The sequence below is a fragment of the Actinoplanes sp. NPDC048796 genome (assembly GCF_040650035.1).
Taxonomy (GTDB): Bacteria; Actinomycetota; Actinomycetes; order Mycobacteriales; family Micromonosporaceae; genus Actinoplanes.
The window spans coordinates 1-24,413 of sequence record NZ_JBEZGO010000023.1; the positions used below are offsets into that span (position 1 = coordinate 1).

Here is a 24,413-nt window from a genome sequence, read left to right on the forward strand (position 1 = left end):
CTCATAGCCGACCTCGTCGACGAGCTCGGCGCAGGCGTCGAGCATGCGTTGGACCCGGGCCACGCTTCTGCCCTGCACCGGAACCCGGCGCAGGGGCCCGGTGGTGACGGTTGGTGTCGACACGCGTCGCCACTCCCTCTCAGCAGTGATAATCGGAACGTTACTCGGATCAACGAGCGAGAGGCATCGACGGGACGCGCGGGACACGCCGCTTTCCCGGTTTTGTGCGACTGTGCGCTCGTACGGAGGACAAAGCCATCATGACGACCCCCCTGAACGCCCGTCGCTGGATCAACTGGGGCGGCAACCAGCAGGCCATCGCCGCCGACGTCCTGACCCCTGGCACTGTCGACGAGGTGGCCGCCCACGTCAAGGACGCGTCGGGAAACGGACGCAAGGTAAAGGCCGTGGGCAGCGGCCACTCATTTACCGCCATCGCTGTCGCTAATGATCAGCGAATGGTGCTTCATCGCCTGAACGAACTGATCTCGGTCGACGGCGATCTCGTCACCGTGCAGGCCGGTATGCCACTGGCCAAGCTGAACGCCCTGCTGGCCGAGCACGGGCTGGCGATGCCGAACCTCGGCGACATCGACCAGCAGACGGTCGCCGGCGCGATCTCCACGGGCACCCACGGCACCGGCGAGAAGCACTGCACGCTGGCGTCCTGCGTGGAGGCGGTCACGCTGGTCACCGGCTCGGGCGAGGTGCTGACGGCCGGTAAGGACGACGAGATCTTCCCGGCCACCCGGATCGGGCTGGGCGCGCTCGGGGTTCTGGTCGAGGTGACGCTGCGCTGCGTGCCGGCGTTCACGCTGCTGGCCGACGAGCGGCCGATGGCGCTGGCCGACGTGCTGGCCGGACTCGAGGAGTGGATTCCGAGCAACGACCACGTCGAGTTCTACTGGTACCCGTACACGGACCGGGCCCAGCTCAAGCGCAACAACCGGGTGGCCGAGCACGACCGCCCGCTGTCGCCCTTCCGGGGCTGGCTGGACGACGAGTTCCTGTCGAACACGCTGTGGGAGGGTGTCTGCCGGCTCGGCAAGGCCGTCCCGGCGGCCGTGCCGACGATCCAGTCGGTCGCGGCCCGCGCGCTCACCGCCCGCACCTACACGGAGCGTTCGGACCGCGTTTTCTGTACGCCTCGACGGGTGCGTTTCACCGAGATGGAGTACGAGGTTCCGCGCGCCGCCCTGCCCGAGGTGCTGGCCGCGCTGCCGAAGATCATCGACGGGCTGCCGTTCCGGGTGCAGTTCCCGGTCGAGGTGCGCTTCACCGGGCCCGACGACGTCTGGCTGTCGCACGGATACGGCCGCGAGTCGGCGTACATCGCGATCCACCAGTACTCGGGCGTCGACTACGAGCCGTACTTCCGGGCCATGGAAGCCGTCTGCCAGCCTCTGGGCGGGCGCCCGCACTGGGGAAAGCTGCACTACCGGACGGCCGAGGACCTGCGCCCGGTCTACCCGAAGTTCGACGACTTCCTGGCCGTACGGAACCGGCTCGACCCGGCCCGGGTCTTCGCGAACGACTACCTGGACCGGGTGCTCGGAGCCTGAGTCCTACTCGGCGGAGGCGGCGGCCTTTTTCGGCGCCGCCTTCTTGGGAGCGGCCTTCTTGGCGGCGGTGGCCTTCTTGGCCGGCGCCGCCTTTTTCGCGGGCGCCTTCTTGGCCGCCGGCTCGGCCGTCTTGGCCGCGGCCTTCTTGGTGGCCTTCTTCTTCGGGGCCGGGCCCTTGGCGCGCTTCTCGGCGAGCATCTCGGACGCCTGCTCGACGGTCAGCTCCTCGGGCGTCTGGCCCCGGCGCAGCGACGCGTTGTACTCGCCGTCGGTCACGTACGGGCCGAAGCGGCCCTCCTTGATCACCATCGGCTTCTCGGTGACCGGGTCGGGACCCATCTCACGCAGCGGCGGCTTGGCCTCGCGGCGCTGCCGGGTCTTGGGCTGCGCAAGCAGGGCCAGGGCCTCGTCGAGGGTGACCGTGAAGAGACGGTCCTCGTTCTCCAGCGACCGGTAGTCGGTGTCGCGCTTCACGTACGGTCCGTAGCGGCCGTTCGCCGCCGAGATCTCCTTGCCCTCGGCGTCGACGCCGAGCACGCGCGGCAGGGTCAGCAGCTTGAGCGCCTGCTCGAGGGTGAGCTCGTCCGGCACGTGCGACTTGAACAGCGAGGACTTGCGGTCACCGCTCTGCACGTACGGACCGAATCGCCCGGATTTGAGCTGGACGCTCTCCCCCGTCACCGGGTCGTCGCCCAGGGACCGCTCGCCGCCACCGCCCAGGTAGAGCTCGTCGATCTTCTCGGGGGTCAGCTCGTCGGGCGCGATGCCCTCGGGCAGCGAGGCGCGGTCGCCCTGCGTCTCCTCGTCGGCGCCGGGCAGGCGGCGCTCCAGGTACGGTCCGTAGCGGCCGACCCGGACCACGACGTGGCGTCCCTGCTCGTCGGTGAAGAGCGGGATCGAGTTGACCGAGCGGGCGTCGATCGCGCTCAGGTTCTCGGTGACCATCTTCTTCAGGCCGCCGGCCTTGGCGATCGAGTCGTCCGCGCCGGGCGTCTGGCTGCCGAAGTAGAAAGAGGTCAGGAAGTCGAGCGCGGCGTGGTCGCCACCGGCGATGTCGTCGAGCTGGCTCTCCATCGAGGCCGTGAAGTTGTAGTCGACCAGGCGCGGGTAGTGGCCCTCGAGCAGGCCGATCACCGCGAAGGCCAGGAACGTCGGGATCATCGCCTGGCCGCGCTTCTCGACGTACCCGCGGTCCTGGATCGTCCGCATGATCGACTCGTAGGTCGACGGTCGGCCGATGCCCAGTTCCTCCAGCGCCTTGACCAGCGACGCCTCGGTGTAGCGGGCGGGCGGCGAGGTGTGGTGGCCGACCGCGGCCAGCTCCTCGGCGCTCAGCGGCTGGTCCTTGACCAGGGTCGGCAGGCGGCGCTCGGCGTCCTCGGCCTCGGCGTTCTCGTCGTCCGAGGACTCCACGTACGCCCGCAGGAAGCCCGGGTCGGTGATCGTCTTGCCGGAGGCGGCGAAGTCGACCTCCTCGTTCGCGGTGGAGATCGCGCGGATCCGCACACTCACCGAGTTACCGACGGCGTCGGTCATCTGGGAGGCGATGGTGCGGCGCCAGATCAGCTCGTACAGCTTGAACTCGTCGGTGGAGAGCTCGTTGGCGACCTCGCCCGGCGTCCGGAAGTTGTCGCCGGCGGGGCGGATGGCCTCGTGCGCCTCCTGCGCGTTCTTCACCTTGCCGGTGTAGCGGCGCGGCTGCGGCGGCACGTTCGACGGGCCGTACAGCTCGGCGATCTGCCGGCGGGCCGCGGTGAGCGCGGTCTCCGACAGGTTGACCGAGTCGGTACGCATATAGGTGATGTACCCGTTCTCGTACAGCTTCTGCGCCGTGCGCATCGTCTGCGAGGCGGAGAACCGCAGCTTGCGGGCGGCCTCCTGCTGAAGCGTCGAGGTGATGAAGGGCGCGTACGGGCGGCGGCGGTACGGCTTCTCCTCCACCCGGGTCACGGTGAACGGCCGGTTGTCGAGGCGGGCGGCCAGGCCGCGGGCGCCGTTCTCGTCGAGGTGAACCACGCCGGCGCCGGGCTTGACCTGGCCCGTGGTGGGCTCGAAGTCCTTGCCGGTGGCGATCCGGTCGCCGTCGAGCGCGATCAAAGTGGCGTTGAAGTTGCGGGGGCCCTCGATCTGGCCCTGCACGGCCAGGGTGGCCAGGATGTCCCAGTACTCGGCGGAACGGAACGCCATGCGCTGGCGCTCCCGCTCGACCACGATGCGGGTGGCCACCGATTGGACACGCCCGGCGGACAAGCCGGGCATGACCTTCTTCCAGAGGACGGGGCTGACCTCGTAGCCGTAGAGGCGGTCGAGGATGCGGCGGGCCTCCTGCGCGTCGACCAGGTCGCGGTCGATCTCGCGCGGGTTGGCCACGGCGGCCTGGATGGCCGGCTTGGTGATCTCGTGGAAGACCATCCGCTTGACCGGGACCCGCGGCTTGATCGTCTCGACCAGGTGCCAGGCGATGGCCTCGCCCTCGCGGTCCTCATCGGTGGCGAGGAAGATCTCGTCCACTTCCTTCGCCAGCTTCTGCAGCTTGGCGATCTGGGCCTTGCGGTCCTGGGAGACGACGTACAGCGCGTGGAAGCCGTTGTCGACGTCGACGCCGAGGCGGGCCCACGACTCGCCCTTGTACTTGGCGGGCACGTCGGCTGCCTTGCGGGGCAGGTCACGGACATGGCCGAAGGAGGCCTCGACGAAATAGTCGGGGCCTAGATAACCGGCGATCGTCTTGGCCTTCGACGGAGACTCGACGATGACCAGACGGGTCGTCCTGGCGTCACTCGGCACGGCACTCCCACACTTCGAACTTGTCGTTCCTCAGCGTTCCGCCATCAGGACCGGCGGAGCACAGACTTTCAACGTAACGCGCCGGACGAGCACCCATTCCCTCCGCACCCTGAAGTCGGATGGTAACGGTCCGGCCACCGCACGCGTCCGACGGCGACACCGTACACCGGGAACATGCCGTCGTGTCGGACACAATCCAGGAAGATCACGCACCCGCGCCCCGAGGCCAGAGGTCTTCCGGCGCGGCCGGGGGTCGCTCACCGACCAGCTCGGCCAGCCGGGCGACCCGCTTCTTACCCTTGATCAGATACTGACGGCCGTCGTCCGACAGCCGGCCCGCGAGACCGGCTCGGACCAGCGCCGCGTCGATCTCCGTGACGTCCTTCTCCGGGTCCAGACCCAGCGCATATCCCCCCGGAAGGGGTTCACCCGCGGCGGCGACCCAGAGCCGCAGCCGCGGGCCGCTGAGGAAGAGTTCGGCGGCGGCCTCCGGCCAGGCCTTGGCAAGACCGTTCAACCTTCGGGAGTACGCCGTGAGCACCTCGAAACGGGGTCTCGGCTCGGGCGGCTCATCCACTTCCGTGATTTGCGCCTCGGTCGGCTCGTCGTCGCCCGTTTCCTGAGGCGTCGTCCCCGGCTCGCCGGAATTGTCGGTTTCGCTGGCCTCGACCGGCCGCCAGTTGACCACCAGCCCCCGGCTGACCAGCTCGGCGACCAGCACGTGCACCCGCCAGGCGGCGTCCACGACCACCGAGACCCGGGCCGTGCCGCCCATCCGGCCCAGCCGGCCCGGCCCGGCGAGCAGCCCGGCCAGGTCACCGGGCGACGGCTCGGTCGTCTCGGCCCCGAAGATCGGAAGCTGCCGGCCCGCCTCCGCAGCCGGCCCGGGCGGACGCTGCGGCGGCTGTTGCCGGCGCTTGGCAGCCGGGACCGGCGCGGGCAGAACCTCGCGCGGGATCAGCGGCCACCCCGTCTCGGTCATCTCACCGGCACTCGGGCACTTCGTCGAAGGCGGCCTGCAGCTCCTGCGAGTTGAGCTTGCTCGTGTCGAGGCCGCTCGCCTGGTAGTCGCTCTGCAACTGGGAGACGACCTGGGTCACCTGCTGATAGAAGGTCTCGGCGGGGGCCGTCGGCAGGCCCTGGATGCCGCCCTTGGCCTTCGCGTAGGCGTCCCGCATCGCGGACAGGGAGCCGAGGAAGCCATCGGCGATCTTCTGACCGTCGTCCACGTCGGGCACTCCCGCTTTCTGCACTCCGGCGCGGGCACGCTCGCTCGCGTCCTCGGCGCCGGCGAACAGCCGCGACAGGTTCTCCTTCGCCTGATTCGGCGTGGTGGCGGTCTCCATCTGCTGCTGGGTACGGGTGGCCAGCGAGCCGATCTCGCTGCGCCACGGCTCGAGCGTGGTGCAGACGGAGGTTGCCCAGGCGCGGGCGCTGTGCGCGCCGGAACAGGCGACGAGAGAGGGGGTCACGAGCGCGAGCAGAGCCAGCAGTACGAGGGGTCGGGCCGAGCGCATGGGAAGCAGCGTACGGGGCACCCCGCTTACATCGAGTGCCCCGTACGCCTTTGTTATGCCGTGACCTTCGCGGTCGGCGTGGTGTCGCCGGCCGCGGGGGTCGGGGTGTCGTCGCCCATCGAGATGGGCTTGCGCTTGCTCCAGACGACCGCGGCGACCACGATCGCCGCCGCGACGATCGCGATGGCGATCCGCAGCGGGTTGTTCTGGTCGCTGCCGATGCTCCACGCCACGACCGCCGGGGCGATCAGCAGCGAGACCAGGTTCATCACCTTGAGCAGCGGGTTGATGGCCGGGCCGGCGGTGTCCTTGAACGGGTCACCGACCGTGTCGCCGATGACCGTCGCCGCGTGCGCCTCGGAGCCCTTGCCGCCGAAGTTGCCGTCCTCGACCAGCTTCTTGGCGTTGTCCCAGGCGCCACCGGAGTTGGCCAGGAACACCGCCATCAGCGTGCCCGCGCCGATCGCGCCGGCCAGGTAGGCCGCGAGCGCGCCGGCGCCGAGGCCGAAGCCGACGGCGATCGGCGCCATGATCGCCAGTACGCCGGGGGCGAGCAGCTCGCGCTGCGCGTCCCGGGTGCAGATGTCGACGACCCGGCCGTACTCGGGCCGCTGGGTGCGGTCCATGATGCCCGGGAACTCGCGGAACTGGCGGCGGACCTCCATCACCACAGCGCCCGCGGAACGGGACACGGCGTTGATGGCCAGGCCGGAGAAGAGGAACACGACGGCCGCGCCGACCAGCAGGCCGACGATGCTGCGCGGGTTCGCGATGTTCAGCAGGCCGAGGATCTCGTTGCCGACCTGGTCCGGGCGGATGCCCGCGTCGGCCAGCGAGGTGGCCAGGCTATTGGTGTACGAGCCGAACAGCGCCGTGGCGGCGAGCACGGCCGTGGCGATCGCGATGCCCTTGGTGATCGCCTTGGTGGTGTTGCCGACCGCGTCGAGCTCGGTGAGGATCTGCGCGCCCTTCTCGTCGACGTCACCGGACATCTCGGCGATGCCCTGCGCGTTGTCCGAGATCGGGCCGAAGGTGTCCATCGCGACGATGACGCCGACCGTGGTGAGCAGGCCGATACCGGCCAGCGCGACGGCGAACAGCGACAGGGTCAGCGACGCGCCGCCGAGCAGGAAGGCGCCGTAGACGCCGGCGCCGATCAGCAGCGCCGAGTACACGGCGGACTCCAGGCCGACGCTGATGCCGGCGAGCACGACGGTGGCCGCGCCCGTCTGCGACGACTTGCCGATGTCCTGCACCGGCCGCCGGTTGGTCTCGGTGAAGTAGCCGGTCAGCGCCTGGATGGCGGCGGCCAGCACGATACCGATGACGACCGCGCCGATGGCCACCCACCGCGGGTCACGCCCGCTGGCGAGGACGCCCGCCTCGATGCCGTCGTCGCCGAAGCCCGCGAACGTGCTGGGCAGGTAGATGAAGGTGACGACAGCGACGGCGATCGCCGAGATCACCGCGGAGATGTAGAAGGCCCGGTTGATCGCGGTGAGACCGTTGCGGTCGCTCGGGCGCAGGCGGGTGATGAAGACACCGATGATCGCGATCACCACGCCGATCGTCGAGACGATCAGCGGGAAGATCAGACCGTCCTGGCCGAACGCGGCCTGGCCGAGGATCAGCGCGGCGACCAGCGTCACCGCGTACGACTCGAACAGGTCGGCGGCCATGCCGGCGCAGTCACCGACGTTGTCGCCCACGTTGTCGGCGATGGTCGCGGCGTTGCGCGGGTCATCCTCGGGGATGCCCTGTTCGACCTTGCCGACCAGGTCGGCGCCGACGTCGGCGGCCTTGGTGAAGATGCCGCCGCCGACCCGCATGAACATGGCGAGCAGCGCGGCGCCGAAGCCGAAGCCCTCGAGGACGGTCGGGGCGTCACTACGGAAGATGAGCACCACCAGCGCGCCACCGAACAAGCCGAGGCCCACGGTGAGGAAGCCGACCACGCCACCGGTGCGGAACGCGATGCCCATCGCGGTCTCCCGGCCACCGTTCTCACCGGCGGCCGCGGCCACCCGCAGGTTGGCCCGGGTGGCCAGCGCCATGCCGGCGCCACCGATGAACGAGCTGAAGACGGCACCGACGATGAAGAACAGCGAGCGGCCGATCTTGACCCAGACCTCGTTGTCGGTGTCGTGCACCGGCAGGAGGAAGAGCAGGACGACCGCGATCACCACGAAGATGGCTAGGGTCTTGAACTGACGGAACAGGTACGCCGACGCGCCTTCCTGCACGGCCCCGGCGATCTCCTGCATGTTCTTGGTTCCCCGGCCGGCCTTGAGCACCGACTGGACGAACATGGCGGCGAAGCCGAGCGCGATGAGCGCGAATACCAGCGCCACGATGACAAACGTGACGTTGGAACCACTTAACGAGGTCCCGGACATCAATGTCCTCCTGTACACCGACCGCGCCCGGGTCGGCGGACGAGACCGTCCGGGCGCATCCCCGTTCAAGGGGAACGACAACCGGGTCCCGCGGGGCGCGGGACCAGGAGCAGTAGTTGATAACTCGCGTACTGTATCGGCCGACGTGGTGATGGTCACACCCGGATCCGGCCGTGTCGTGGTGATGTTTCCCGCTGTGTTAGCGGGCGAGAAATAGGGTATAGAAGCTGATTTATCTCTGTCGGCTTCGCTTCCCTCTTCGGAGGCTTCGTCCGATTTGTCCTAGCGGCGCTGCACCGGCCACACCATGCGGACCTCGGTGCCCGTCCCGTCCGCGACCGGGCTGACCTTCAGATCGTCGACGAAGCCGGCCAGCAGCGCGAAACCGACGCCGGTGGTCAGATCCTCGTCGGTCAGCGTCTCCGCGGCCAGCTCGTCCGGCGGAAGCTTGGTCAAACCGATGCTGGCCTCGATCGGCGCGTGGTCGATGACCCGGACCGTGTACGCGTCCGAATCAGACATCTCGACCGTCACGAGGTCGGGCAGGCCGTACTGGTTGTGCAGGGCGACGGCCCGCGTGCAGGCCTCACCGATGGCCAGCCGGACCTCGTCCAGCAACTCCTCGGCGACACCGGCCCGGCGGGCCACGGCGACGCCGACCAGCCGAGCCGTACGGACGTGCACGGGCGCGGGCGAGAAGGACAGCCGAACAGTCGCCATCACGAAGTCGGACCGCTGCCGTCGCCGTCCTGGGTCGCCGCCTCGATCGTGGGATAGATCGGGAACACCTGGTCGAGCGCCGTGATCCGGAAGATCTTCAGCAGCGCTTCCTTCGAACAGACCAGGCCGAACTTTCCGTTCGCCACCCGCAGCCGCTTCATCGCGCCGACGAGCACGCCGAGACCGGTCGAGTCGAGGAACTCGACCCCGCCGAGATCGACGATGACGTTGCGGGCACCGGAATCGACCAGCTCCACGAGGCGCTCCCGCAGCCTCGGAGCCGTGTAGACGTCGACCTCGCCACCGACCTCGAGCACCGTGTGCTCGTCGACGGTCCGGGTCGCAAGGGACAGCTCCATCGCTCCTCCTCCCTGCGGGGCACGCTGATCCGGCAGCCGATCTCCCCAGCGAATCTAACCACCGCCCGGATTCAGGCGTCGCATGGCACCCACCGTCGTACCCGTTTGAGGTTCGCGGCATTCCGGTGTCACAGTGCTGTGCGTGACGTCGACCGCCTTCGGCCCCGCCGAGCTGCTGCACCTGCTGAAGGCCCGCAACTCGTCGGCCCGGCCATCGCCGATCACACACATCGAGAACCTGCCCGCGCGCACGGGGCGGACAGCGCCGTGGCCCGAGTGGGCCGCGGCCGACCTAGTCTCGGCCCTGACCGCACACGGCATCAAGTCGCCGTGGGAACACCAGGCCGCCGCGGCGACGATGGCCCACTCCGGAACCCATGTGGTGATCGCCACCGGAACGGGGTCGGGCAAGTCATTGGCGTATCAACTGCCGGCGCTCACCCGCCTGCTGGACGATCCGCGGGCGACGGCTCTGTATCTGTCGCCGACCAAAGCCCTGGCCGCGGATCAGCTGCGCGCGGTCGCCCGGCTGGGCCTGTCCGGCGTACGCCCGGCCACATACGACGGTGACACCTCGCGCGAGGAAAGGGAGTGGATCCGCCAGCACTCGCGGCTGATCCTCACGAATCCGGACATGGTGCATCATGCGATGCTTCCGGGGCACGCGCGCTGGGCGTCCTTCTTCCGCCGCTTGACGTACGTGGTGATCGACGAGTGCCACGCCTACCGCGGCGTCTTCGGCTCCCACGTCTCCCACGTGATCCGCCGCCTGCGCCGAACGGCGGCCCGGTACGGCGGCACCCCCACGTTCGTACTGGCCTCGGCGACCTCGGGCGATCCGGCCGACGCCGCCGCCCGCCTCACGGGCGTGCCGGTGACCGCCGTGACCGAGGACGCCTCCCCGCGCGGCGCGATGACCTTCGCGCTGTGGGAGCCGCCGCTGCAGCCCGCACCCGTCGATGACGACTTTCCGGTGGACGAGGTGGAGCTGCCGCAGGTACGCCGGTCGGCGCTGCGGGAGACGGCCGACCTGCTCACCGACGCGGTCGCGGCCGGCACCCGGACCCTGGCCTTCATCCGCTCGCGGCGCGGCGCCGAGGTGGTCGCGACGATCGCGCGGCGGCAGCTCGACGAAGCGGTGCCCGGCCTGGGCGACCGGGTGGCCGCCTACCGCGCCGGCTACCTGCGCGAGGACCGCCGTCAAATCGAACGGGCGCTGCTCTCCGGCGAGTTGCTGGCCCTGGCCTCGACCAACGCGCTGGAGCTCGGCGTCGACCTGGTCGGCCTCGACGCGGTGCTGATCTGCGGCTACCCCGGCACGCGGGCGTCGCTGTGGCAGCAGGCGGGCCGCGCCGGCCGGGCGGGCGGCGAGGCGCTGGCGGTGCTGATCGCCCGCGACGACCCGCTGGACACGTACCTGGTGCACCACCCGTCGGCGCTCTTCGGCCGCCCGGTCGAGGCGACGGTTCTCGACCCCACCAACCCGTACGTCCTGGGCCCTCAACTCTGCTGCGCCGCCTCGGAGGCCCCGCTGACCGAGCCCGACCTGGCCCTGTTCGGCGGCGAGCCGGCCCGCGCGGCGGTGGAGGGCCTGACCGCGTCGGGGGCGCTGCGCCGCCGCCCGTCCGGCTGGTACTGGACCCACCCCGGCCGCCCCGACGTCGACCTGCGCGGCGCCGGTGGCGCCCCGGTCTCGGTGGTGGAGGCGTCCACCGGCCGCCTGCTCGGCACGGTCGACCAGGGCTCGTCGCACATGATGCTGCACACCGGCGCGGTCTACCTGCACCAGGGCGTCAGCTTCGTGGTCGACGACCTCGACCTGGACGACGCGATCGCCCTGGTCCACCAGGAGGAACCGGACTGGTCGACGCACGCCCGGGACGTGACGGACGTGTCGGTGCTGGGCGTCCGTTCCCGCGTGGACGCCGGCCCGGTCAGCCTCTTCCTCGGCGAGGTGGAGGTGACCAGCCAGGTGGTCTCCTATCAGCGCCGCCGCATCGGCTCCGGCGAGGTGATCGACACCAAGCCACTCGACCTGCCGGTCCGCGACCTGCGCACGGTGGCCGTCTGGTTCACCATCACGCCCGACGCGCTGGCCGGGGCCGGCGTCGAGCCCGCCGACTTCCCCGGCGCCCTGCACGCGGCCGAACACGCCGCGATCGGGCTCCTCCCCCTGATTGCCACCTGCGACCGCTGGGACATCGGCGGCCTCTCCACCGCCAACCACGCCGACACAGAGGCGCCCACGGTCTTCGTCTACGACGGCCACCCGGGCGGCGCCGGCTTCGCCGAACGGGCCTACGCCACCGCCACCGACTGGCTCAGCGCCACCCGAGAGGCCATCGCCGCCTGCACCTGCGAAACCGGCTGCCCCTCGTGCGTCCAGTCCCCCAAGTGCGGCAACGGCAACAACCCCCTCCACAAGACCGCCGCCGTCCAGGTTCTCGACGCCGTACTCACCGCTCTGATCGGCACCGCCGCCCCCGCCTGAGACGCCGCCCCGCCGGTCAGGGCGGCAACGCCTGGACGGGTCCGGCCCGGGCCGCGACGGTGGCCGGCCGCACGACGCCGGCCAGCGGACCCACGTCGGCCGTCACCCGGACCACGATCTCGAGCCCGCTGACCACGCAGGACGTCAGCCGTGCGCCGTTGGCCGTGACGAACCGGTCCGCCCGCGCACAGGCCACCCCCTCTCCGTAGATCGCCTCCGCCGCGCCGGCCAGCGCTCCGAGATCGGCCGCCACCCGCGCCCGCTGCTTCCCCACCAGGGCCGATCCCACGGCGGCCCCGGCCAGCCCAGCTGCGACGAGGCAGAGCCCCACCGCCGACACCAGGATCGACGCGGCCCCACGATCACGCTCCCGCACGAAGCCCATCCACCAAGCACGCCCCGCGGCCGGCTGTCCTCGCCCCGGGCTCATCTGGTGGCCCTTACGGTGGCCGGCTCTCGGGCGGCGACGGCGGAAGCCTCGACCGTGATCACCGTCGGGCCTCGGCCCAGTAGGCGGACCGGTGCGGTCACGTGGGCTCTGACCACCTCGGCGTCGCCGCTGATCTGGACGGCCGCGCCCGGCGGGTCCGCCGTCGCGGTGGGTGGCGGTTCGCCGCGGGCCGAGGCCAGGGCCGCGTCCCGGGCCAGGGCCAGGCACTGGGCCTGGGCGGTCACCGCCTTGACGGCGGTGAGCCCGGCCGTCAACAACAGCATGAGCGCCGGCAGCCCGGCCGCCAGCTCGGCCGTGAACGCTCCCCGATCGCGGCCGGGCCGCCGGCGCCGTCTCACTTCAGGGCCCGGTCGATGACCGCGCCGAGCGCCGCCTGCACGTTGCCGCTGGTGAGCACCTTGAACAGGATTCCGGCGAACGCGACGGCGGCGAGCGTGCCGACGGCGTACTCGGCGGTGCTCATCCCGGCGTCCGCGGCCTCGCCCCGCAGCCGGGCGACGTTCGCGATCAGTTTGCGCACGTGGTTCTCCTTCGGTTGTGTTTCCCGCCGGCCGCCGGGAAGGCGACCGGCCATCGATCACCGCGCCGGGCCACCACACATGGCCGGCCACGGAGCCAGAGCGGGGACGTCACAGCACGTCCTTCAGGACCGCGGTCATCACCGGGACGAGGCCGGCCAGGAAGAACGCCGGCAGGAAGCACAGGCCGAGCGGCAGCACGATCAGAACCGCCGCCCGCTGCGCCCTCGCCTCCACGGCGGCCGCCAGGTCGGCTCGCAGATCGTCGGAGAGCCGGGCCAGCGCGCCGGCCAGCGCTCCCCCACTGGCGCTGGAGCGGACGGCGGCCGCCACAAGACGTTCGGCCCCGGTTACGCCGGCCAGGTGCTCCCAGGCCTCCTCGGGTGGCGCGCCCAGGCGCAGCGACCGCGCCGTCCGTCTCAGCCGGGCCCCGAGCGGGCCGTCGAGCGCGTCCGCCACCGCGTCCACCGCCTGGCCGACCGGGGCGCCCGCCCGCAACGCCGCCGCCAGCAGGTCGGCTCCGAGCGGCAGATCGGCCGCGGCGGCGAGCCGTTCCGCCCGGACCGGGGCCGGTTCCCGCCGCCGGAGCAGCCGCTCGGCACCCACTCCGGCGACCGCTGCGAACGGCAGGCCCCACCAGGTGCCGACGAATCCCGCGACGGCGAGCCCGATGCCCACGGCCAGCGTGATCCGGCCCCAGGCCGCCGGCAGCGGCCGCCGGGCGGGCTGCCGGGTTCGCCGCCGGGACAGGCCGGCCGGCACCACCAGGACCGCCACGGCGGCGGCGATCAGCAAGAGGGTCATGACACCACCGCCGCCGGCGTGAGGAGATCGGCATCGATCTCCGACCGCGTCTCGCACAGGTCGGCTACCGCGTCGGGCGCCTCACGGCCGACCAGGGCGGCCACGCAGCACATCCGGGAAGGCATCCGCACCGGGCCGGTCGCGCGCAGGAACGCCGCCAACTCGCAGGAGGCCGTCATCGCCCGGTCAGCCTTTCCGCCCAGAGAAGCCCGGCGCATTGCAGGGCCACCGCCACGACGGCGCAGGTGCCGCCGAGCGGTGTGTGAAGCAGGACGTAAAGCGGGTCGGCGCCGATCAGTACGCCCAGCGCGAGACCGCCGAATGGAAGGGCCGCCAGCAGCATCGCCGTCGCCTGGGCCCCGGCCGCCTGCGCCGACGCGGACGCGGCGGCCCGGTCGGCCGTCCGCCCGTCGGCCTCGATCCGCTCGACGAGGTCGGCCACCGGAGCGCCCGTCTGCTCGGCCAGCCGCCACACCGCGGCCGCAAGCCGCGTCAGCCGTTCCGCACCCCCGCCCACTTCCACGGACGGCAGGCCGGCGCTCAGGTCCGCTGGAGGCAGGCCGGCGCGTAGGTCGGCTGCGAGGGCGGCCAGCGCGTCCAGGGCGGCCGCCCGGGCGGCCGAGGCGCGGCGCCGTGCCGAGTGCCGGGTCAGGGCTCGGCCGGCGAACCCGCCGTAGGCGGCTGAGACGGTCGCGGCGACCGGGCCGCCCGCGAGCAGGGCGACCGCAGACATGACGCCCACCGCGTACATCAGGGCCGGTCGCGGGCGGGCCGCGACCGAAGCACGCAGCCGCGGCCACCAAGCGCCCGCGGAGAGTGTCGGCAGGCGCGACCCGCCGCGCCCGGCCACCGCCAGGGCGCCGGCCGTCACCAGGACGGTTGCCCACCAGTTCATGACTGCCCCTGGGGAGGGGACAGGACCGCCGGGACCCGTACGCCCCGCGACGCCAGCAGGTGGGACAGGGCGGCCGCACCCGGGCCGGGGCCGCGCAGACGCCGCCAGGCCGGCACCACCGTGGCCAGGCGGTGTTCGCCGGTGGGCAGCAGGACGCTCACCGACTCGAGCACGCGGCCCTGGTCGCCACGCCGGACCTGGAGCACCACCTGGAGGGCCGCCACCACCTGGGCGTGCAGGGCCGCGCGGGGCAGGCCGCCCAGGAGCCCGAGCGCCTCGAGCCGGGCCGGTACGTCGGCGGGCGCGTTCGCGTGCAGGGTGCCCGCGCCGCCGTCGTGGCCGGTGTTGAGCGCGCCGAGCAGGTCGACGACCTCGGCGCCCCGGCACTCGCCCACCACGAGCCGGTCGGGCCGCATGCGCAGCGCCTGGCGGACCAGGTCGGTGAGCCCGATCGCGCCGGTGCCCTCCACGTTGGACGTGCGGGCCTGCAGGGCCACCACGTGCGGGTGCACCGGGCGCAGCTCGGCCGCGTCCTCGACCAGGACGATCCGCTCGGTCGGCGGCACCAGGCCGAGCAGGGTGGCCAGCAGGGTCGTCTTGCCGCTGCCGGTGCCGCCGGTGACCAGGTAGGCCAGGCGGGCCGCCACGATCGCCGTCAGCACCGGGGCGATCGTCGGCGGAACCGTGCCCTGCTCGACCAGCTCGTCGACGGTGAACGGCCGCTGCCGGAAGGTGCGCAGGGACAGGTACGGCCCGCCGGTGGCGACCGGGGGCAGCACCGCGTGCAGCCGGGTGCCGTCGGGCAGGCGCGCGTCGGCGAACGGCTGCCCGTCGTCGAGGCGGCGCCCGCACGCGGCCGCGAGCCGCTGCGCGAGCCGGCGTACCTCGTCGTGATCACCGAGCGGGATCGGCGCCCGGGACAGGCCGCCGCCGCGGTCGACCCAGACCTCGATGCCGTTGACCAGGATGTCGGTCACCGCCGGGTCGTCGAGCAGCGGGGCCAGCGGGCCGGCGCCGACGAGCTGGTCGCGCACCCGGTCGGCGAGCCGCAGCACCGCCGTGTCACCCAGGACCGCCGTTCCCGGCTCTCGCCGCACCGCCCGCACCACGGCCGCCGGGGTGGCCTCCACGCCCTCCATCGCGAAGCGGTGGCGCACCCGGCCGGCCAGTTCGGGCGCGGAGCCGTACGCCGTCATGCCGCCTCCAGAAGCTCGCCGACCAGCCGGCGGCAGAGCACGGCGAGCTCACCCCGGCCGGTCTCGCCGGGCGCTATGCCGCGCTCCAGGGCCTGGCACATCGCCGGCTCGGGCCGCAGCGTCCCGGCCAGCGGAAGCCTCAGCGACCGGGCCACGTCGCGGGGTTTGAGCCGCCCCGGCGCCGGGCCGCGGACCACGACGGACAGCTCGTCACGGTGGCTCAGCACCATCTGCGCGACCCGGGTCGCCGCGGCCACCGCCCGCACCTCGGCCGGGACGATCAGCAGTGCCCGGTCGGCGCTCTCGAGCGCGAGCACCCCGGCGTCGTCGAGTCGGCGGGGCAGGTCGGCCACGATCACGTCGCGGGCCCGGCGGGCGGCGTCGATGGTCGCCGCCATCGCCGGGGCGGGCACGGCCGGCGACTCGTGCCGGGCGAACGACAGCAACACCAGGTCGCCCTGATGCGGCAGGGCGCCCAGCAGCGCCGGCGGATCGACCTGTCCCTCCGTCTCGGTGAGTGAGGACCAGCGCAGACCGTCCCGGTCCTCCCAGCCGAGCAGCAGGTCGAGGCCGCCACCGAGCGGGTCACCGTCGATCAGCAGCGTGCGGTGGCCGGCGCCGGCCGCGGTGACCGCGAGCCCGCTGGAGAGGATGCTGGCGCCGGCGCCGCCGCGTCCGCCGATCACGGCCAGGACCCGGCCGACCGGCTGATCGCGCTGCTCGGCGAAGCGGTCGACCACCCAGGCCTCGGCGGTCGGCAGCTCGACGATGTGCTCGGCGCCGGACTGTTGGGCGATCTTGTCGAGCGGGCCCGGCAGCCGGCCGCGGTGGACGACGGCGACGCGGGAGCGGCGCGGTAATCGGGCCCGGCCACACGCTTGGAGCTGGTCGGCTCCGAGCATGACCAGCGGGGCGCGGCCATACCTCGACCGGGCGGCCACGGGGTCGGGCGCCACGTCGACCTGGGTGCCTCCGGCGGCGGCGAGCCGGAGCAGATCATCGAGCAGATCGGGGTCGGAGGTGACGACAAGGGGCAGGCGAGGTGCGGACATGGCGCCCACCGTGGCCAAGCCCGGCACGGCCCGGCAACAGGGGCTGTGGACAACTCGAGCGCCTGTGGATATCGACCGCACGCGGTGTGGATCTGCTACGGACGGACAACCACGAAGGGCGGGCGGGGCGCGGGTTGGGTATGTTGGTCCGGACACGGAGGGGTTGGCATGGAAAGCTCGTTCCGGCGCACACTCGCCGACGACGGCGGGGCCACGATCATCGTCGCGGGCGAGGTCGACTTCTCGAACGCCGATGAGCTGGCGGATTGTGTGCGCGCGGCGGTCGCCGAGTGGTCACCCTCGGTCGTACGGGTCGATCTGGGCGCGGCGAGCTTCATCGACTCGAGCGGCCTCGGCGCCCTGATCGAGGGCTACCGCGCGGCCGGCGAGGTCGGGGCGGCATTCCTCGTGGTCAGTCCGTCGCCGTCGTTCCGGCGCGTTCTCGACGTCACCGGCCTGTGCGAGTTCTTCGGCCTGAGTTTCGACAATGAGACGGCGAGCCGAACCCAGGCCACTGGCGCATAGGGAACGGCGCATAGGGAACGACCCCCGTCGGGGGAGACGGGGGCCGTCCGAGGATTCGGCTCCGGGGGGGTCGAGCCGAATCGCTCGGTGATTACGGGGGGCGTAATCACCGAGGGCCTGAGTAGAAGAGCGCGACCCTGGCAACGTGAATCCCGATCGCAACAGCACAAGCATGCCTCACGGAAGCATCGCAGTCGAGTACCGATTGTGCCCGAGTGGGATAAGCCTGCCTGTCTGACCGTTTTCACAGCGCGTCACCATCGAGGCATCGACGCGCCGAGGGCCGCGAACCACGGCCCGGTACGGCTACACTTGCCGCCCGTGGGCCTCAGTGCCGCGTTTTTCGACCTCGACAAGACCGTCATCGCCAAGTCCAGCGCGCTGGCCTTCGGACGGCCTTTCTACCGTGATGGCCTGATCAGCCGCCGTGACGTCGTCAAATCCGCTTACGCACAGCTCATGTTCCGGCTGGGCGGCGGCTCCGACGAGCAGACCATGAGCCGCACGCGGGACTACCTCGCGGCGCTGTCCAAGGGCTGGCGCGTCGAGCAGTTGCAGCAGATCGTCGCGGAAACGCTCGAGGAGCTCATCAACCCTTACGTCTACGCCGAGGCCGCGACGCTGATCGCCGAGCATCAGGCGGCCGGGCGCGACGTCGTGCTGGTCTCCGCCTCGGGCGACGAGATGGTCCGCCCGATCGGGGCGCTGCTCGGCATCACCGACGTCATCGCGACGCGGATGAGCATCGTCGACGGCCGTTACAGCGGCGAGGTCGAGTTCTACGCCGCCGGCCCGAGCAAGGTCGTCGGCATCCGCGAGCTGGCCGCCGAGCGCGGTTACGACCTGGCCGAGTGTTATGCCTATTCCGATTCGGTCACCGACCTGCCGATGCTCGAGGCGGTCGGCCATCCCAGCGCCGTCAATCCCGATCGCGCCCTGCGTCGCGCGGCCGTCGAGAACGCCTGGCCGATCCTCGAATTCCGGCATCCCATCCCGCTGAGCCGGCGCCTGCGCGATCGGCCGGCGGTTCCGGTCGCCGCCGCTCTCAGCGTCGGCGTCGGCGTCGGTATCGGCATCGCGATCTACGCACGCCATCGGCGCACCAAAGCCTTGGCCTGATTCTGTACGGAGTCGCGCGGCCCCCACTCGTCGAATCCACCGTCGGGCCGGCGACCCGATACGACAGGGGCCGCTTGTCGCGGCTCGTTCTCCGCGCCCGGCCGCCGGGCTGTCCCGGCTCGGCCGAGGACGGTTGGCGCCGTTACAGTCCGAGTTCGCTCAGGCCGGGGTGGTCGGCCGGGCGGGGGCCGGAGTTGTCCCAGAAGAACTTGCGCTCGGACTCCTCGATCGCGACGTCGTTGATGCTCGCGTGACGGTGGGTCATGAGCCCTTCCTCATCGAAGCGCCAGTTCTCGTTGCCGTAGGCGCGGAACCACTGGCCCTCGGCGTTGTGGTACTCGTACGCGAAGCGCACGGCGATGACATCGCCGGTGTAGGCCCAGACTTCCTTGATGAGCCGGTAGTCGAGTTCACGTTCCCACTTGCCGGCGAGGAAGTCGACGATGGCGGCGCGGCCCTGCACGAAGGTCGAGCGGTTACGCCACCAGCTGTCCTCGCTGTAGGCGAGGGAGATGCGCTCGGGGTCGCGGGTGTTCCAAGCGTCCTCGGCGGCGCGCGCCTTGATGGCGGCGGTGGCGGCGGTGAACGGCGGCAGGGGCGGACGCGACATGGTGTCACACCTTTCAGAGTGGAGCTGTACCGATCGGTACTGCCTGTACTGAAAAGTACAGACGCGGAGCAGGGGTGTCAACAGGCAGCGCCGTGACCTGCCTTAGGGGTGCCCCAGGACACCTCGTGGACGAGGGGTCAGGGCAGGGCGTCGCGCAAGCGGCGCTCTACGCGAGCCACGGTCCCGACCACCACGGCATCGTCGTCAAGAGCACGCGCCAGGATCAGCCCGCCCTGAATCGTCGCGACCGCGTCCATCGCCAGATCGGCCGCGTCCTGCTCCGCGATCCCGCCGCGGCCCAGCGCCTGAGCCAGCAGCCCGACCCAGTCGGAGAAGTAGATCCGAACCGCCTCGGCGTAGGTCTCCCGCTCCCCACCCAGAGCCATCACGGCAAACAAGCACACCCGCTGGCGGGAGAGGAAGTACTCCTCCACCGTCCGCGCCATCTTCACCACGGCGCTGTCCGCGTCTTCGGAGGCGCGCAGCGGCTCGAACACCTGCTCCTCGAACCACGCCTGCACCTCGGCGAGCACCGCCCGCCCCATGTCCGTCTTCCCCTCAGGGAAGAAGTGGTAGAGGCTGCCACGCCCCATGCCGGTCTCTTGCTGGATGACCGACAGCGAAGCGCCCTCGAACCCCCTGCGCCGGAAGACACCGGCGAGGGCCAGAACGGCATCCGAACGATCGAGAAGAGTCCGCGGCATTACAGCCCCCGCCCAGCGAGATCGAAGAGATCAGACGGCCCACGATCCGCGAGGCCGCAGCAGAGAGCGCCTCGAAACTCGTCGAAGCGCAGTGTACCGAATGGTACAGAGTCAAGCGGAGGCCGTCAAGAAGATTCGCCATCCCCGAGAGGTACCGCGGGACTCACCAACCACTCGGGCACAAGGTCAATGACCAGCGCGAATGCCTTCGGTCTGAGTAATTTGCCGCGGCCACTTGGAGGGCCCGAAACCCTGGCGATCAAGCCGCGACGGGCGTAGAAAGAACTGGCGAGGTGAGAAGCGGAAGGTCCGGGATTCCCGGAAGGTCCGTAATTCGGATCTCGTGCACGGCCACCGGGAACCCACGCGCGATCAGCCACGGCAGGCACGTTGCGGCGGGACCTGGGCCACCGGGCTCCCACAGCGGACCCGCGGGGCTCTGGACCGTCGACAACGACCCAGGTGCACGCTTGATAACCCGGTCCGGACGCGCAAAGCCGGCGCCCCATGCGGGACGCCGGCTCTATTTTTCGGGGTTTTCTTCGAGAGTGAGAACCGAACCGGCCGGTCGTCGGCGAGGAGAAAGAGTTGCACCCAGCCGGTGCGACGAAGCGGGGCTCTTCGAGAACGCGTACTAAATGGGGTTTCTTGCCTCTAGATGCCTGTTGCGCAGTTCGTGATAAACGGCCTTGAAGAGCTTCGGGCGGGAGTGGAAGTCGACGCCCTGTGCCCAGAGTTCGGTGTTGACCGTGGAGCCGTCGGCGCGCTCGATGAGGACCGTCAGGCCGCTCTCGATCTCCCACGGGCCGAGCTTGTGCGTGGCCTTGTGCAGGCGCACGTGGGCGACGTCGTCCCAGCTCATCGTGTGTGATCGCAGCAGGCCGCGAATGCGCAGGCCGGCCGGGCCGATGTAGGCGCCCATCTGGAGGATGCGGTAGGCGCCGAGCACCCAGACGGCGGCCAGGACCCCGGCGAGCACGCGGATGCCGTGGCCGCTGAGATCGAATTGGCGGACCGTGGTCCAGCCCAGCAACGCTAATGCAGCGATCTCCCAGCCGATTACCAGCCAACGTCCCGTGCCCGGCGTATAGGGGCGCTCCCAGGTCGTCTCCACGCGAGCGAGTATTCCAGCGGAATTGTCATGATCCGGCGGTGTGTGAAAAAGACTGACCGATCAGACGGAGGCGAGAACCCCATCGCCGATGCTGGTGATCTCATCGGCCGCCTCCGTGACAGCTGCGGCGTAATGGCGCAGCCATGATCGGACGCCGTCCGGTGTCCCGGTCGCGTAGGCGCCGGCCGAACCGACGTACTCCGGCTCGCGACGGTGATGGCCGATCTCGACGGCGACCAGGCCCCGGGGGTCGAAGCCGCGGTTGATCAGCGTGAGATGGGCGGCGGCGCGGGCCACGACGCCGGCCGGCCCGGCGAACGGCCGCAGCGTGATCAGCTCGGCGTGGACGATCGCGGCCAGCAGCAGCGGCGGGGTCCGGTCGTTGCCGGCCACCAGGCGGGAAAGCGCGTCGACGCGGTCGGCGGCGCCGGTGAGGCGGCCGAGATCGGCGGCCGGAACCACCCCGCGCCCGGCCAGGACGTGCAGCTTGGCCAGGACCTGACGGGGCGCCCGGGGCCAGAGGTCGACGAGCCCGCCGAGGCTCTCGGCGACGCGCAGGGCGCCCTGGACCACCGGATCGGTGACCGTGCCGCCGCGGACGTCGTCGAGGTCGTGGACGTTGCCCTCGAGGGCGGCGCTGGCCACGGCACCACGCAGACTGGCCTCGGCCGCCACCTGACCGCCGTGCCGGCGCAGCGCGCGGTGCCGCATGGCGGCGTCGACGCGATCGCGCGCCTCGGTGAGGGCGGGGGCGACGTCGGCAAGCTCGAGCAGCGGGGCGAGTGGATCCACGCCGGTAAGAGTATCGAAACTTGGGCTGCACAAATTGGCGCGGAACTGGCAAGATTCGCGCAGGACCGATCAAGGGCCGGTCATCCAGCGCGCCCATGATGCCACCCGGCGCGCTGGGTGACGCAACCCTCGCCGGTCACATCAGGCCTGACTAATGTGCAACGAAGAAGCCCCGGTCAGCAGTGAAGAGGAGCCGCCCTCATGAGCGAGACATTGGCGAACCTGTCATCGGAGACGCGGCAGTTCCCGCCGCCGGAGCAGGTGGCCGCCGACGCCAACGTCAAGGCCGACGCGTACGAGGAGGCCGCCGCCGACCGGCTCGGCTTCTGGGCCACGCAGGCCGACCGCCTCACCTGGGCGAAGAAGTGGGACCAGGTCCTCGACTGGTCCAACCCGCCGTTCGCCAAGTGGTTCGTGGGCGGCGAGCTGAACATCGCCTACAACTGCGTCGACCGGCACGTCGAGGCCGGTAACGGCGACAAGGTGGCGATCCACTGGGAGGGCGAGCCCGGCGACACCCGCACGATCACCTACAGCGACCTGCTCAAGCTGGTCAGCCAGGCCGCGAACACGCTGACCGGCCTCGGTGTCGGCGCCGGCGACCGGGTTGCGATCTACCTGCCGATGATCCCCGAGGCCGCGGTGGCGATGCTGGCCTGCGCGCGCATCGGCGCGACGCACAGCGTGGTCTTCGGCGGCTTCTCGGTCGACGCGCTCTCCACCCGCATCAAGGACGCCGACGCCAAGCTCGTGATCACGGCGGACGGCGGATACCGGCGCGGCAAGCCGTCGGCGCTCAAGCCGACCGTCGACGAGGCCGTCGCTCAGTGCCCCAGCATCGAGAACGTGCTCGTCGTGCGCCGCACCGGCCAGGAAGTCGCCTGGACCGACAAGGACAAGTGGTGGCACGAGACCGTCGAGCAGGCCGGCACCGAGCACGAGGCGCAGGCGTTCGACTCCGAGCACCCGCTCTTCATCCTCTACACGTCGGGCACGACCGGTAAGCCGAAGGGCATCCTGCACACCACCGGCGGATACCTGACCCAGACGTCGTGGACGCACCACGCGGTCTTCGACCTCAAGCCGGAGACCGACGTCTACTGGTGCACGGCCGACATCGGCTGGGTCACCGGCCACTCGTACATCGTCTACGGCCCGCTCTCCAACGGCGCCACCCAGGTCATGTACGAGGGCACGCCGGACACCCCGGGCCGCGACCGGTTCTGGCAGATCGTCGACAAGTACAAGGTGTCGATCCTCTACACCGCGCCCACGCTCATCCGCACGATGATGAAGTGGGGCGACGACATCCCGGCCGGCTACGACCTGTCGTCGCTGCGCATCCTGGGCAGCGTCGGTGAGCCGATCAACCCCGAGGCCTGGATGTGGTACCGCAAGAACATCGGCCACGACCGGACCCCGGTCGTCGACACCTGGTGGCAGACCGAGACCGGCGGCGTCATGATCTCGCCGCTGCCCGGTGTGACGGCGACGAAGCCCGGCTCGGCGATGACCGCGCTGCCCGGCATCACGGCCGACGTCGTCGACGACCAGGCCCAGTCGGTGCCGAACGGTGGCGGCGGCTTCCTGGTGCTGCGCGACCCGTGGCCGTCGATGCTGCGCACGATCTGGGGCGACGACAAGCGGTTCATCGACACGTACTGGTCGCGTTTCGGCGCCGGGTCCGGCTCGGGCTCCTCCGACGAGTGGATCTACTTCGCCGGTGACGGGGCCAAGAAGGACGACGACGGCGCGATCTGGCTGCTGGGCCGGGTCGACGACGTCATGCTGATCTCGGGACACAACATCTCCACCACCGAGGTCGAGTCGGCCCTGGTGTCGCACCCGTCGGTCGCCGAGGCGGCGGTGGTCGGCGCGACCGACCCGACGACCGGCCAGGCGATCGTGGCGTTCGTGATCCCGCGGGGCAATGTGGACACCGACGGCGACGCGGGCGAGAAGCTCAACGTCGACCTGCGCAACCACGTGGCCAAGACGCTCGGCCCGATCGCCAAGCCGCGCCAGATCATGCTCGTGCCCGAGCTGCCCAAGACCCGCTCCGGCAAGATCATGCGCCGCCTGCTGAAGGACGTGGCCGAGCACCGTTCGCTGGGCGACGTCACCACGCTGCAGGACTCCGCGGTGATGGACCTGATCTCGTCGGGCATGAAGAGCACCAAGTCGGAGGACTGACTTTCCGCTACGCTGTGGCGCCGCGGCCCTTCTCGGGCCGCGGCGCTTCGGTCACGGGGGTTCCATGGTCAAGGTCCTTGGGGGTACGGCGGTAGCGCTGTCCCTCGGCATAGTGGTGCTCAGCGGGTGTTCGAAAGACTCCACGCCGCCCGTCTCCGCGGCGCCGCCCGCTGCTCCCCTCACAACCACGGCCACCGCCACGAGCAGCGCGCCCGCCACCGTCACGATGGCACCCACCACCTCGGCGCCTGCTCCCGTCCCGTCTCTGGCCACTACCGTCGCCGTCCAGCCGACTGCGGCCGCGACGAAGGCACCGACCCGGACCGCGGCCCCCAGCCGCCCGGCCGGCGTGCATGTGCCCAACGTCGGCGGCTTCCAGCCGGGTTGGGTGAACGGCACGGTCACGGCCGCCTCCGGCTCCTGCGTGACGGTCAAGGACGACGCGGGCACCACCTGGAGCCTCTACACGGTCAGTGCTGTCCCGGTCACCAAGGGCAGCCCGATCCGGGCCCGCGTCAACCCCGGGCCGACGAAAGTCAACTGCGGCAAAGGCCAGCCCGGCACGCTCGTACGGGCCATGGTCGCGACCGGCTGACGCAAGCGCCTAC

24 protein-coding genes and 1 pseudogene are annotated in these 24,413 nt (G+C 71.1%); 6 read left to right on the forward strand and 19 right to left on the reverse strand.

The features are described 5' to 3' along the window. A pseudogene (locus tag AB0C26_RS43530) lies at positions 1 to 123 on the reverse strand (TetR/AcrR family transcriptional regulator); the annotation flags it as partial. Between the two features lie 137 nt (positions 124 to 260). On the opposite strand from AB0C26_RS43530, the gene AB0C26_RS43535 reads away from it, so the two are divergent. Then, positions 261 to 1,562: a D-arabinono-1,4-lactone oxidase gene (locus tag AB0C26_RS43535; protein WP_360260413.1), complete on the forward strand. Its 1,302-nt coding sequence runs from the start codon at positions 261 to 263 to the stop codon at positions 1,560 to 1,562. 3 nt (positions 1,563 to 1,565) lie between these two features. On the opposite strand, the gene topA is transcribed toward AB0C26_RS43535, so the two are convergent. The 6 genes from topA to AB0C26_RS43565 all read right to left on the reverse strand — a co-directional run bounded on the left by topA (position 1,566) and on the right by AB0C26_RS43565 (position 9,341). Beyond that, on the reverse strand, positions 1,566 to 4,349 hold the full coding sequence (gene topA / locus AB0C26_RS43540) for a type I DNA topoisomerase (protein WP_360260415.1): 2,784 nt from the start codon (positions 4,347 to 4,349) through the stop codon (positions 1,566 to 1,568). A 205-nt stretch (positions 4,350 to 4,554) separates the two neighbouring features. Beyond that, positions 4,555 to 5,331: a hypothetical protein gene (locus AB0C26_RS43545; RefSeq protein WP_360260417.1), complete on the reverse strand. Its 777-nt coding sequence runs from the start codon at positions 5,329 to 5,331 to the stop codon at positions 4,555 to 4,557. 1 nt (position 5,332) lies between these two features. Continuing rightward, positions 5,333 to 5,866, reverse strand: a complete 534-nt coding sequence (locus AB0C26_RS43550) for a hypothetical protein (RefSeq protein ID WP_360260420.1) — start codon at positions 5,864 to 5,866, stop codon at positions 5,333 to 5,335. Between the two features lie 53 nt (positions 5,867 to 5,919). After that, positions 5,920 to 8,262, reverse strand: coding sequence for a sodium-translocating pyrophosphatase (locus tag AB0C26_RS43555; protein WP_360260422.1), 2,343 nt, complete (start codon positions 8,260 to 8,262; stop codon positions 5,920 to 5,922). Between the two features lie 282 nt (positions 8,263 to 8,544). Next, the gene (locus AB0C26_RS43560) at positions 8,545 to 8,985 is read right to left on the reverse strand and encodes an ATP-binding protein (RefSeq protein ID WP_360260424.1); all 441 of its coding nucleotides are present in this window, start codon (positions 8,983 to 8,985) and stop codon (positions 8,545 to 8,547) included. Further along, positions 8,982 to 9,341, reverse strand: a complete 360-nt coding sequence (locus AB0C26_RS43565; protein WP_360260427.1) for an STAS domain-containing protein — start codon at positions 9,339 to 9,341, stop codon at positions 8,982 to 8,984. Before AB0C26_RS43565 ends, AB0C26_RS43560 begins: the two co-directional genes overlap by 4 nt. A 133-nt stretch (positions 9,342 to 9,474) precedes the next feature. Here AB0C26_RS43565 and AB0C26_RS43570 point away from each other — a divergent pair, with 133 nt between their 5' ends. Beyond that, a complete protein-coding gene (locus tag AB0C26_RS43570) occupies positions 9,475 to 11,832 on the forward strand; it encodes a DEAD/DEAH box helicase (protein WP_360260429.1) in 2,358 nt (785 codons plus the stop codon). A gap of 16 nt (positions 11,833 to 11,848) precedes the next feature. Here the strand turns inward: AB0C26_RS43570 and AB0C26_RS43575 are convergent, their stop codons facing one another. The 8 genes from AB0C26_RS43575 to ssd form a co-directional block, all read right to left on the reverse strand. Next, on the reverse strand, positions 11,849 to 12,208 hold the full coding sequence (locus AB0C26_RS43575; protein ID WP_360260431.1) for an Rv3654c family TadE-like protein: 360 nt from the start codon (positions 12,206 to 12,208) through the stop codon (positions 11,849 to 11,851). A gap of 50 nt (positions 12,209 to 12,258) precedes the next feature. After that, entirely contained in the window at positions 12,259 to 12,621 is a 363-nt protein-coding gene (locus tag AB0C26_RS43580; protein WP_360260433.1) for a TadE family type IV pilus minor pilin, read from the reverse strand. Then, positions 12,618 to 12,803: a DUF4244 domain-containing protein gene (locus AB0C26_RS43585; protein ID WP_360260435.1), complete on the reverse strand. Its 186-nt coding sequence runs from the start codon at positions 12,801 to 12,803 to the stop codon at positions 12,618 to 12,620. Before AB0C26_RS43585 ends, AB0C26_RS43580 begins: the two co-directional genes overlap by 4 nt. A gap of 109 nt (positions 12,804 to 12,912) precedes the next feature. Next, positions 12,913 to 13,605 carry a type II secretion system F family protein gene (locus AB0C26_RS43590; protein WP_360260437.1) on the reverse strand — a complete coding sequence of 231 codons (693 nt, stop codon included), beginning with the start codon at positions 13,603 to 13,605 and terminating at the stop codon, positions 12,913 to 12,915. Then, complete coding sequence (locus AB0C26_RS43595) at positions 13,602 to 13,784, reverse strand: hypothetical protein (RefSeq protein ID WP_360260439.1); 183 nt, start codon at positions 13,782 to 13,784, stop codon at positions 13,602 to 13,604. Before AB0C26_RS43595 ends, AB0C26_RS43590 begins: the two co-directional genes overlap by 4 nt. Further along, the gene (locus AB0C26_RS43600) at positions 13,781 to 14,500 is read right to left on the reverse strand and encodes a hypothetical protein (protein WP_360260441.1); all 720 of its coding nucleotides are present in this window, start codon (positions 14,498 to 14,500) and stop codon (positions 13,781 to 13,783) included. Before AB0C26_RS43600 ends, AB0C26_RS43595 begins: the two co-directional genes overlap by 4 nt. After that, the gene (locus tag AB0C26_RS43605) at positions 14,497 to 15,696 is read right to left on the reverse strand and encodes a TadA family conjugal transfer-associated ATPase (protein ID WP_360260443.1); all 1,200 of its coding nucleotides are present in this window, start codon (positions 15,694 to 15,696) and stop codon (positions 14,497 to 14,499) included. The genes AB0C26_RS43600 and AB0C26_RS43605 overlap by 4 nt, the downstream gene beginning before the upstream one ends. Continuing rightward, the gene (gene ssd / locus AB0C26_RS43610; RefSeq protein ID WP_360260446.1) at positions 15,693 to 16,748 is read right to left on the reverse strand and encodes a septum site-determining protein Ssd; all 1,056 of its coding nucleotides are present in this window, start codon (positions 16,746 to 16,748) and stop codon (positions 15,693 to 15,695) included. Before ssd ends, AB0C26_RS43605 begins: the two co-directional genes overlap by 4 nt. A gap of 168 nt (positions 16,749 to 16,916) precedes the next feature. Here ssd and AB0C26_RS43615 point away from each other — a divergent pair, with 168 nt between their 5' ends. Together AB0C26_RS43615 and AB0C26_RS43620 are read left to right on the forward strand one after the other, a co-directional pair. Beyond that, a complete protein-coding gene (locus AB0C26_RS43615; RefSeq protein ID WP_360260448.1) occupies positions 16,917 to 17,273 on the forward strand; it encodes an STAS domain-containing protein in 357 nt (118 codons plus the stop codon). A 321-nt stretch (positions 17,274 to 17,594) separates the two neighbouring features. After that, on the forward strand, positions 17,595 to 18,392 hold the full coding sequence (locus AB0C26_RS43620; protein WP_360260637.1) for an HAD-IB family hydrolase: 798 nt from the start codon (positions 17,595 to 17,597) through the stop codon (positions 18,390 to 18,392). 142 nt (positions 18,393 to 18,534) lie between these two features. Here the strand turns inward: AB0C26_RS43620 and AB0C26_RS43625 are convergent, their stop codons facing one another. The 4 genes from AB0C26_RS43625 to AB0C26_RS43640 all read right to left on the reverse strand — a co-directional run bounded on the left by AB0C26_RS43625 (position 18,535) and on the right by AB0C26_RS43640 (position 21,612). Continuing rightward, positions 18,535 to 19,002, reverse strand: coding sequence for a nuclear transport factor 2 family protein (locus AB0C26_RS43625; RefSeq protein ID WP_360260450.1), 468 nt, complete (start codon positions 19,000 to 19,002; stop codon positions 18,535 to 18,537). A gap of 137 nt (positions 19,003 to 19,139) precedes the next feature. Beyond that, a complete protein-coding gene (locus AB0C26_RS43630; protein WP_360260453.1) occupies positions 19,140 to 19,706 on the reverse strand; it encodes a TetR/AcrR family transcriptional regulator in 567 nt (188 codons plus the stop codon). A 634-nt stretch (positions 19,707 to 20,340) separates the two neighbouring features. Further along, entirely contained in the window at positions 20,341 to 20,820 is a 480-nt protein-coding gene (locus AB0C26_RS43635; protein WP_360260455.1) for a PH domain-containing protein, read from the reverse strand. A 60-nt stretch (positions 20,821 to 20,880) separates the two neighbouring features. Next, positions 20,881 to 21,612, reverse strand: a complete 732-nt coding sequence (locus tag AB0C26_RS43640; protein ID WP_360260457.1) for an oxidoreductase — start codon at positions 21,610 to 21,612, stop codon at positions 20,881 to 20,883. Between the two features lie 201 nt (positions 21,613 to 21,813). On the opposite strand from AB0C26_RS43640, the gene acs reads away from it, so the two are divergent. Together acs and AB0C26_RS43650 are read left to right on the forward strand one after the other, a co-directional pair. Further along, a complete protein-coding gene (acs, locus tag AB0C26_RS43645; RefSeq protein WP_360260460.1) occupies positions 21,814 to 23,805 on the forward strand; it encodes an acetate--CoA ligase in 1,992 nt (663 codons plus the stop codon). Positions 23,806 to 23,869: 64 nt separating this feature from the next. Then, complete coding sequence (locus AB0C26_RS43650) at positions 23,870 to 24,400, forward strand: hypothetical protein (RefSeq protein WP_360260463.1); 531 nt, start codon at positions 23,870 to 23,872, stop codon at positions 24,398 to 24,400. Positions 24,401 to 24,413 lie beyond the last annotated feature (13 nt).

Coding starts and splice junctions, on each gene's coding strand:
- AB0C26_RS43600 (WP_360260441.1), bottom strand. CDS start 14,500: ATGAACTGGTGGGCAACCGTCCTGGTGACGGCCGGCGCCCTGGCGGTG.
- AB0C26_RS43545 (WP_360260417.1), bottom strand. CDS start 5,331: ATGACCGAGACGGGGTGGCCGCTGATCCCGCGCGAGGTTCTGCCCGCG.
- ssd (WP_360260446.1), bottom strand. CDS start 16,748: ATGTCCGCACCTCGCCTGCCCCTTGTCGTCACCTCCGACCCCGATCTG.
- AB0C26_RS43565 (WP_360260427.1), bottom strand. CDS start 9,341: ATGGAGCTGTCCCTTGCGACCCGGACCGTCGACGAGCACACGGTGCTC.
- AB0C26_RS43625 (WP_360260450.1), bottom strand. CDS start 19,002: ATGTCGCGTCCGCCCCTGCCGCCGTTCACCGCCGCCACCGCCGCCATC.
- AB0C26_RS43595 (WP_360260439.1), bottom strand. CDS start 13,784: ATGACGGCCTCCTGCGAGTTGGCGGCGTTCCTGCGCGCGACCGGCCCG.
- AB0C26_RS43555 (WP_360260422.1), bottom strand. CDS start 8,262: ATGTCCGGGACCTCGTTAAGTGGTTCCAACGTCACGTTTGTCATCGTG.
- AB0C26_RS43650 (WP_360260463.1), top strand. CDS start 23,870: ATGGTCAAGGTCCTTGGGGGTACGGCGGTAGCGCTGTCCCTCGGCATA.
- AB0C26_RS43630 (WP_360260453.1), bottom strand. CDS start 19,706: ATGCCGCGGACTCTTCTCGATCGTTCGGATGCCGTTCTGGCCCTCGCC.
- AB0C26_RS43615 (WP_360260448.1), top strand. CDS start 16,917: ATGGAAAGCTCGTTCCGGCGCACACTCGCCGACGACGGCGGGGCCACG.
- AB0C26_RS43605 (WP_360260443.1), bottom strand. CDS start 15,696: ATGACGGCGTACGGCTCCGCGCCCGAACTGGCCGGCCGGGTGCGCCAC.
- acs (WP_360260460.1), top strand. CDS start 21,814: ATGAGCGAGACATTGGCGAACCTGTCATCGGAGACGCGGCAGTTCCCG.
- AB0C26_RS43535 (WP_360260413.1), top strand. CDS start 261: ATGACGACCCCCCTGAACGCCCGTCGCTGGATCAACTGGGGCGGCAAC.
- AB0C26_RS43550 (WP_360260420.1), bottom strand. CDS start 5,866: ATGCGCTCGGCCCGACCCCTCGTACTGCTGGCTCTGCTCGCGCTCGTG.
- AB0C26_RS43590 (WP_360260437.1), bottom strand. CDS start 13,605: ATGACCCTCTTGCTGATCGCCGCCGCCGTGGCGGTCCTGGTGGTGCCG.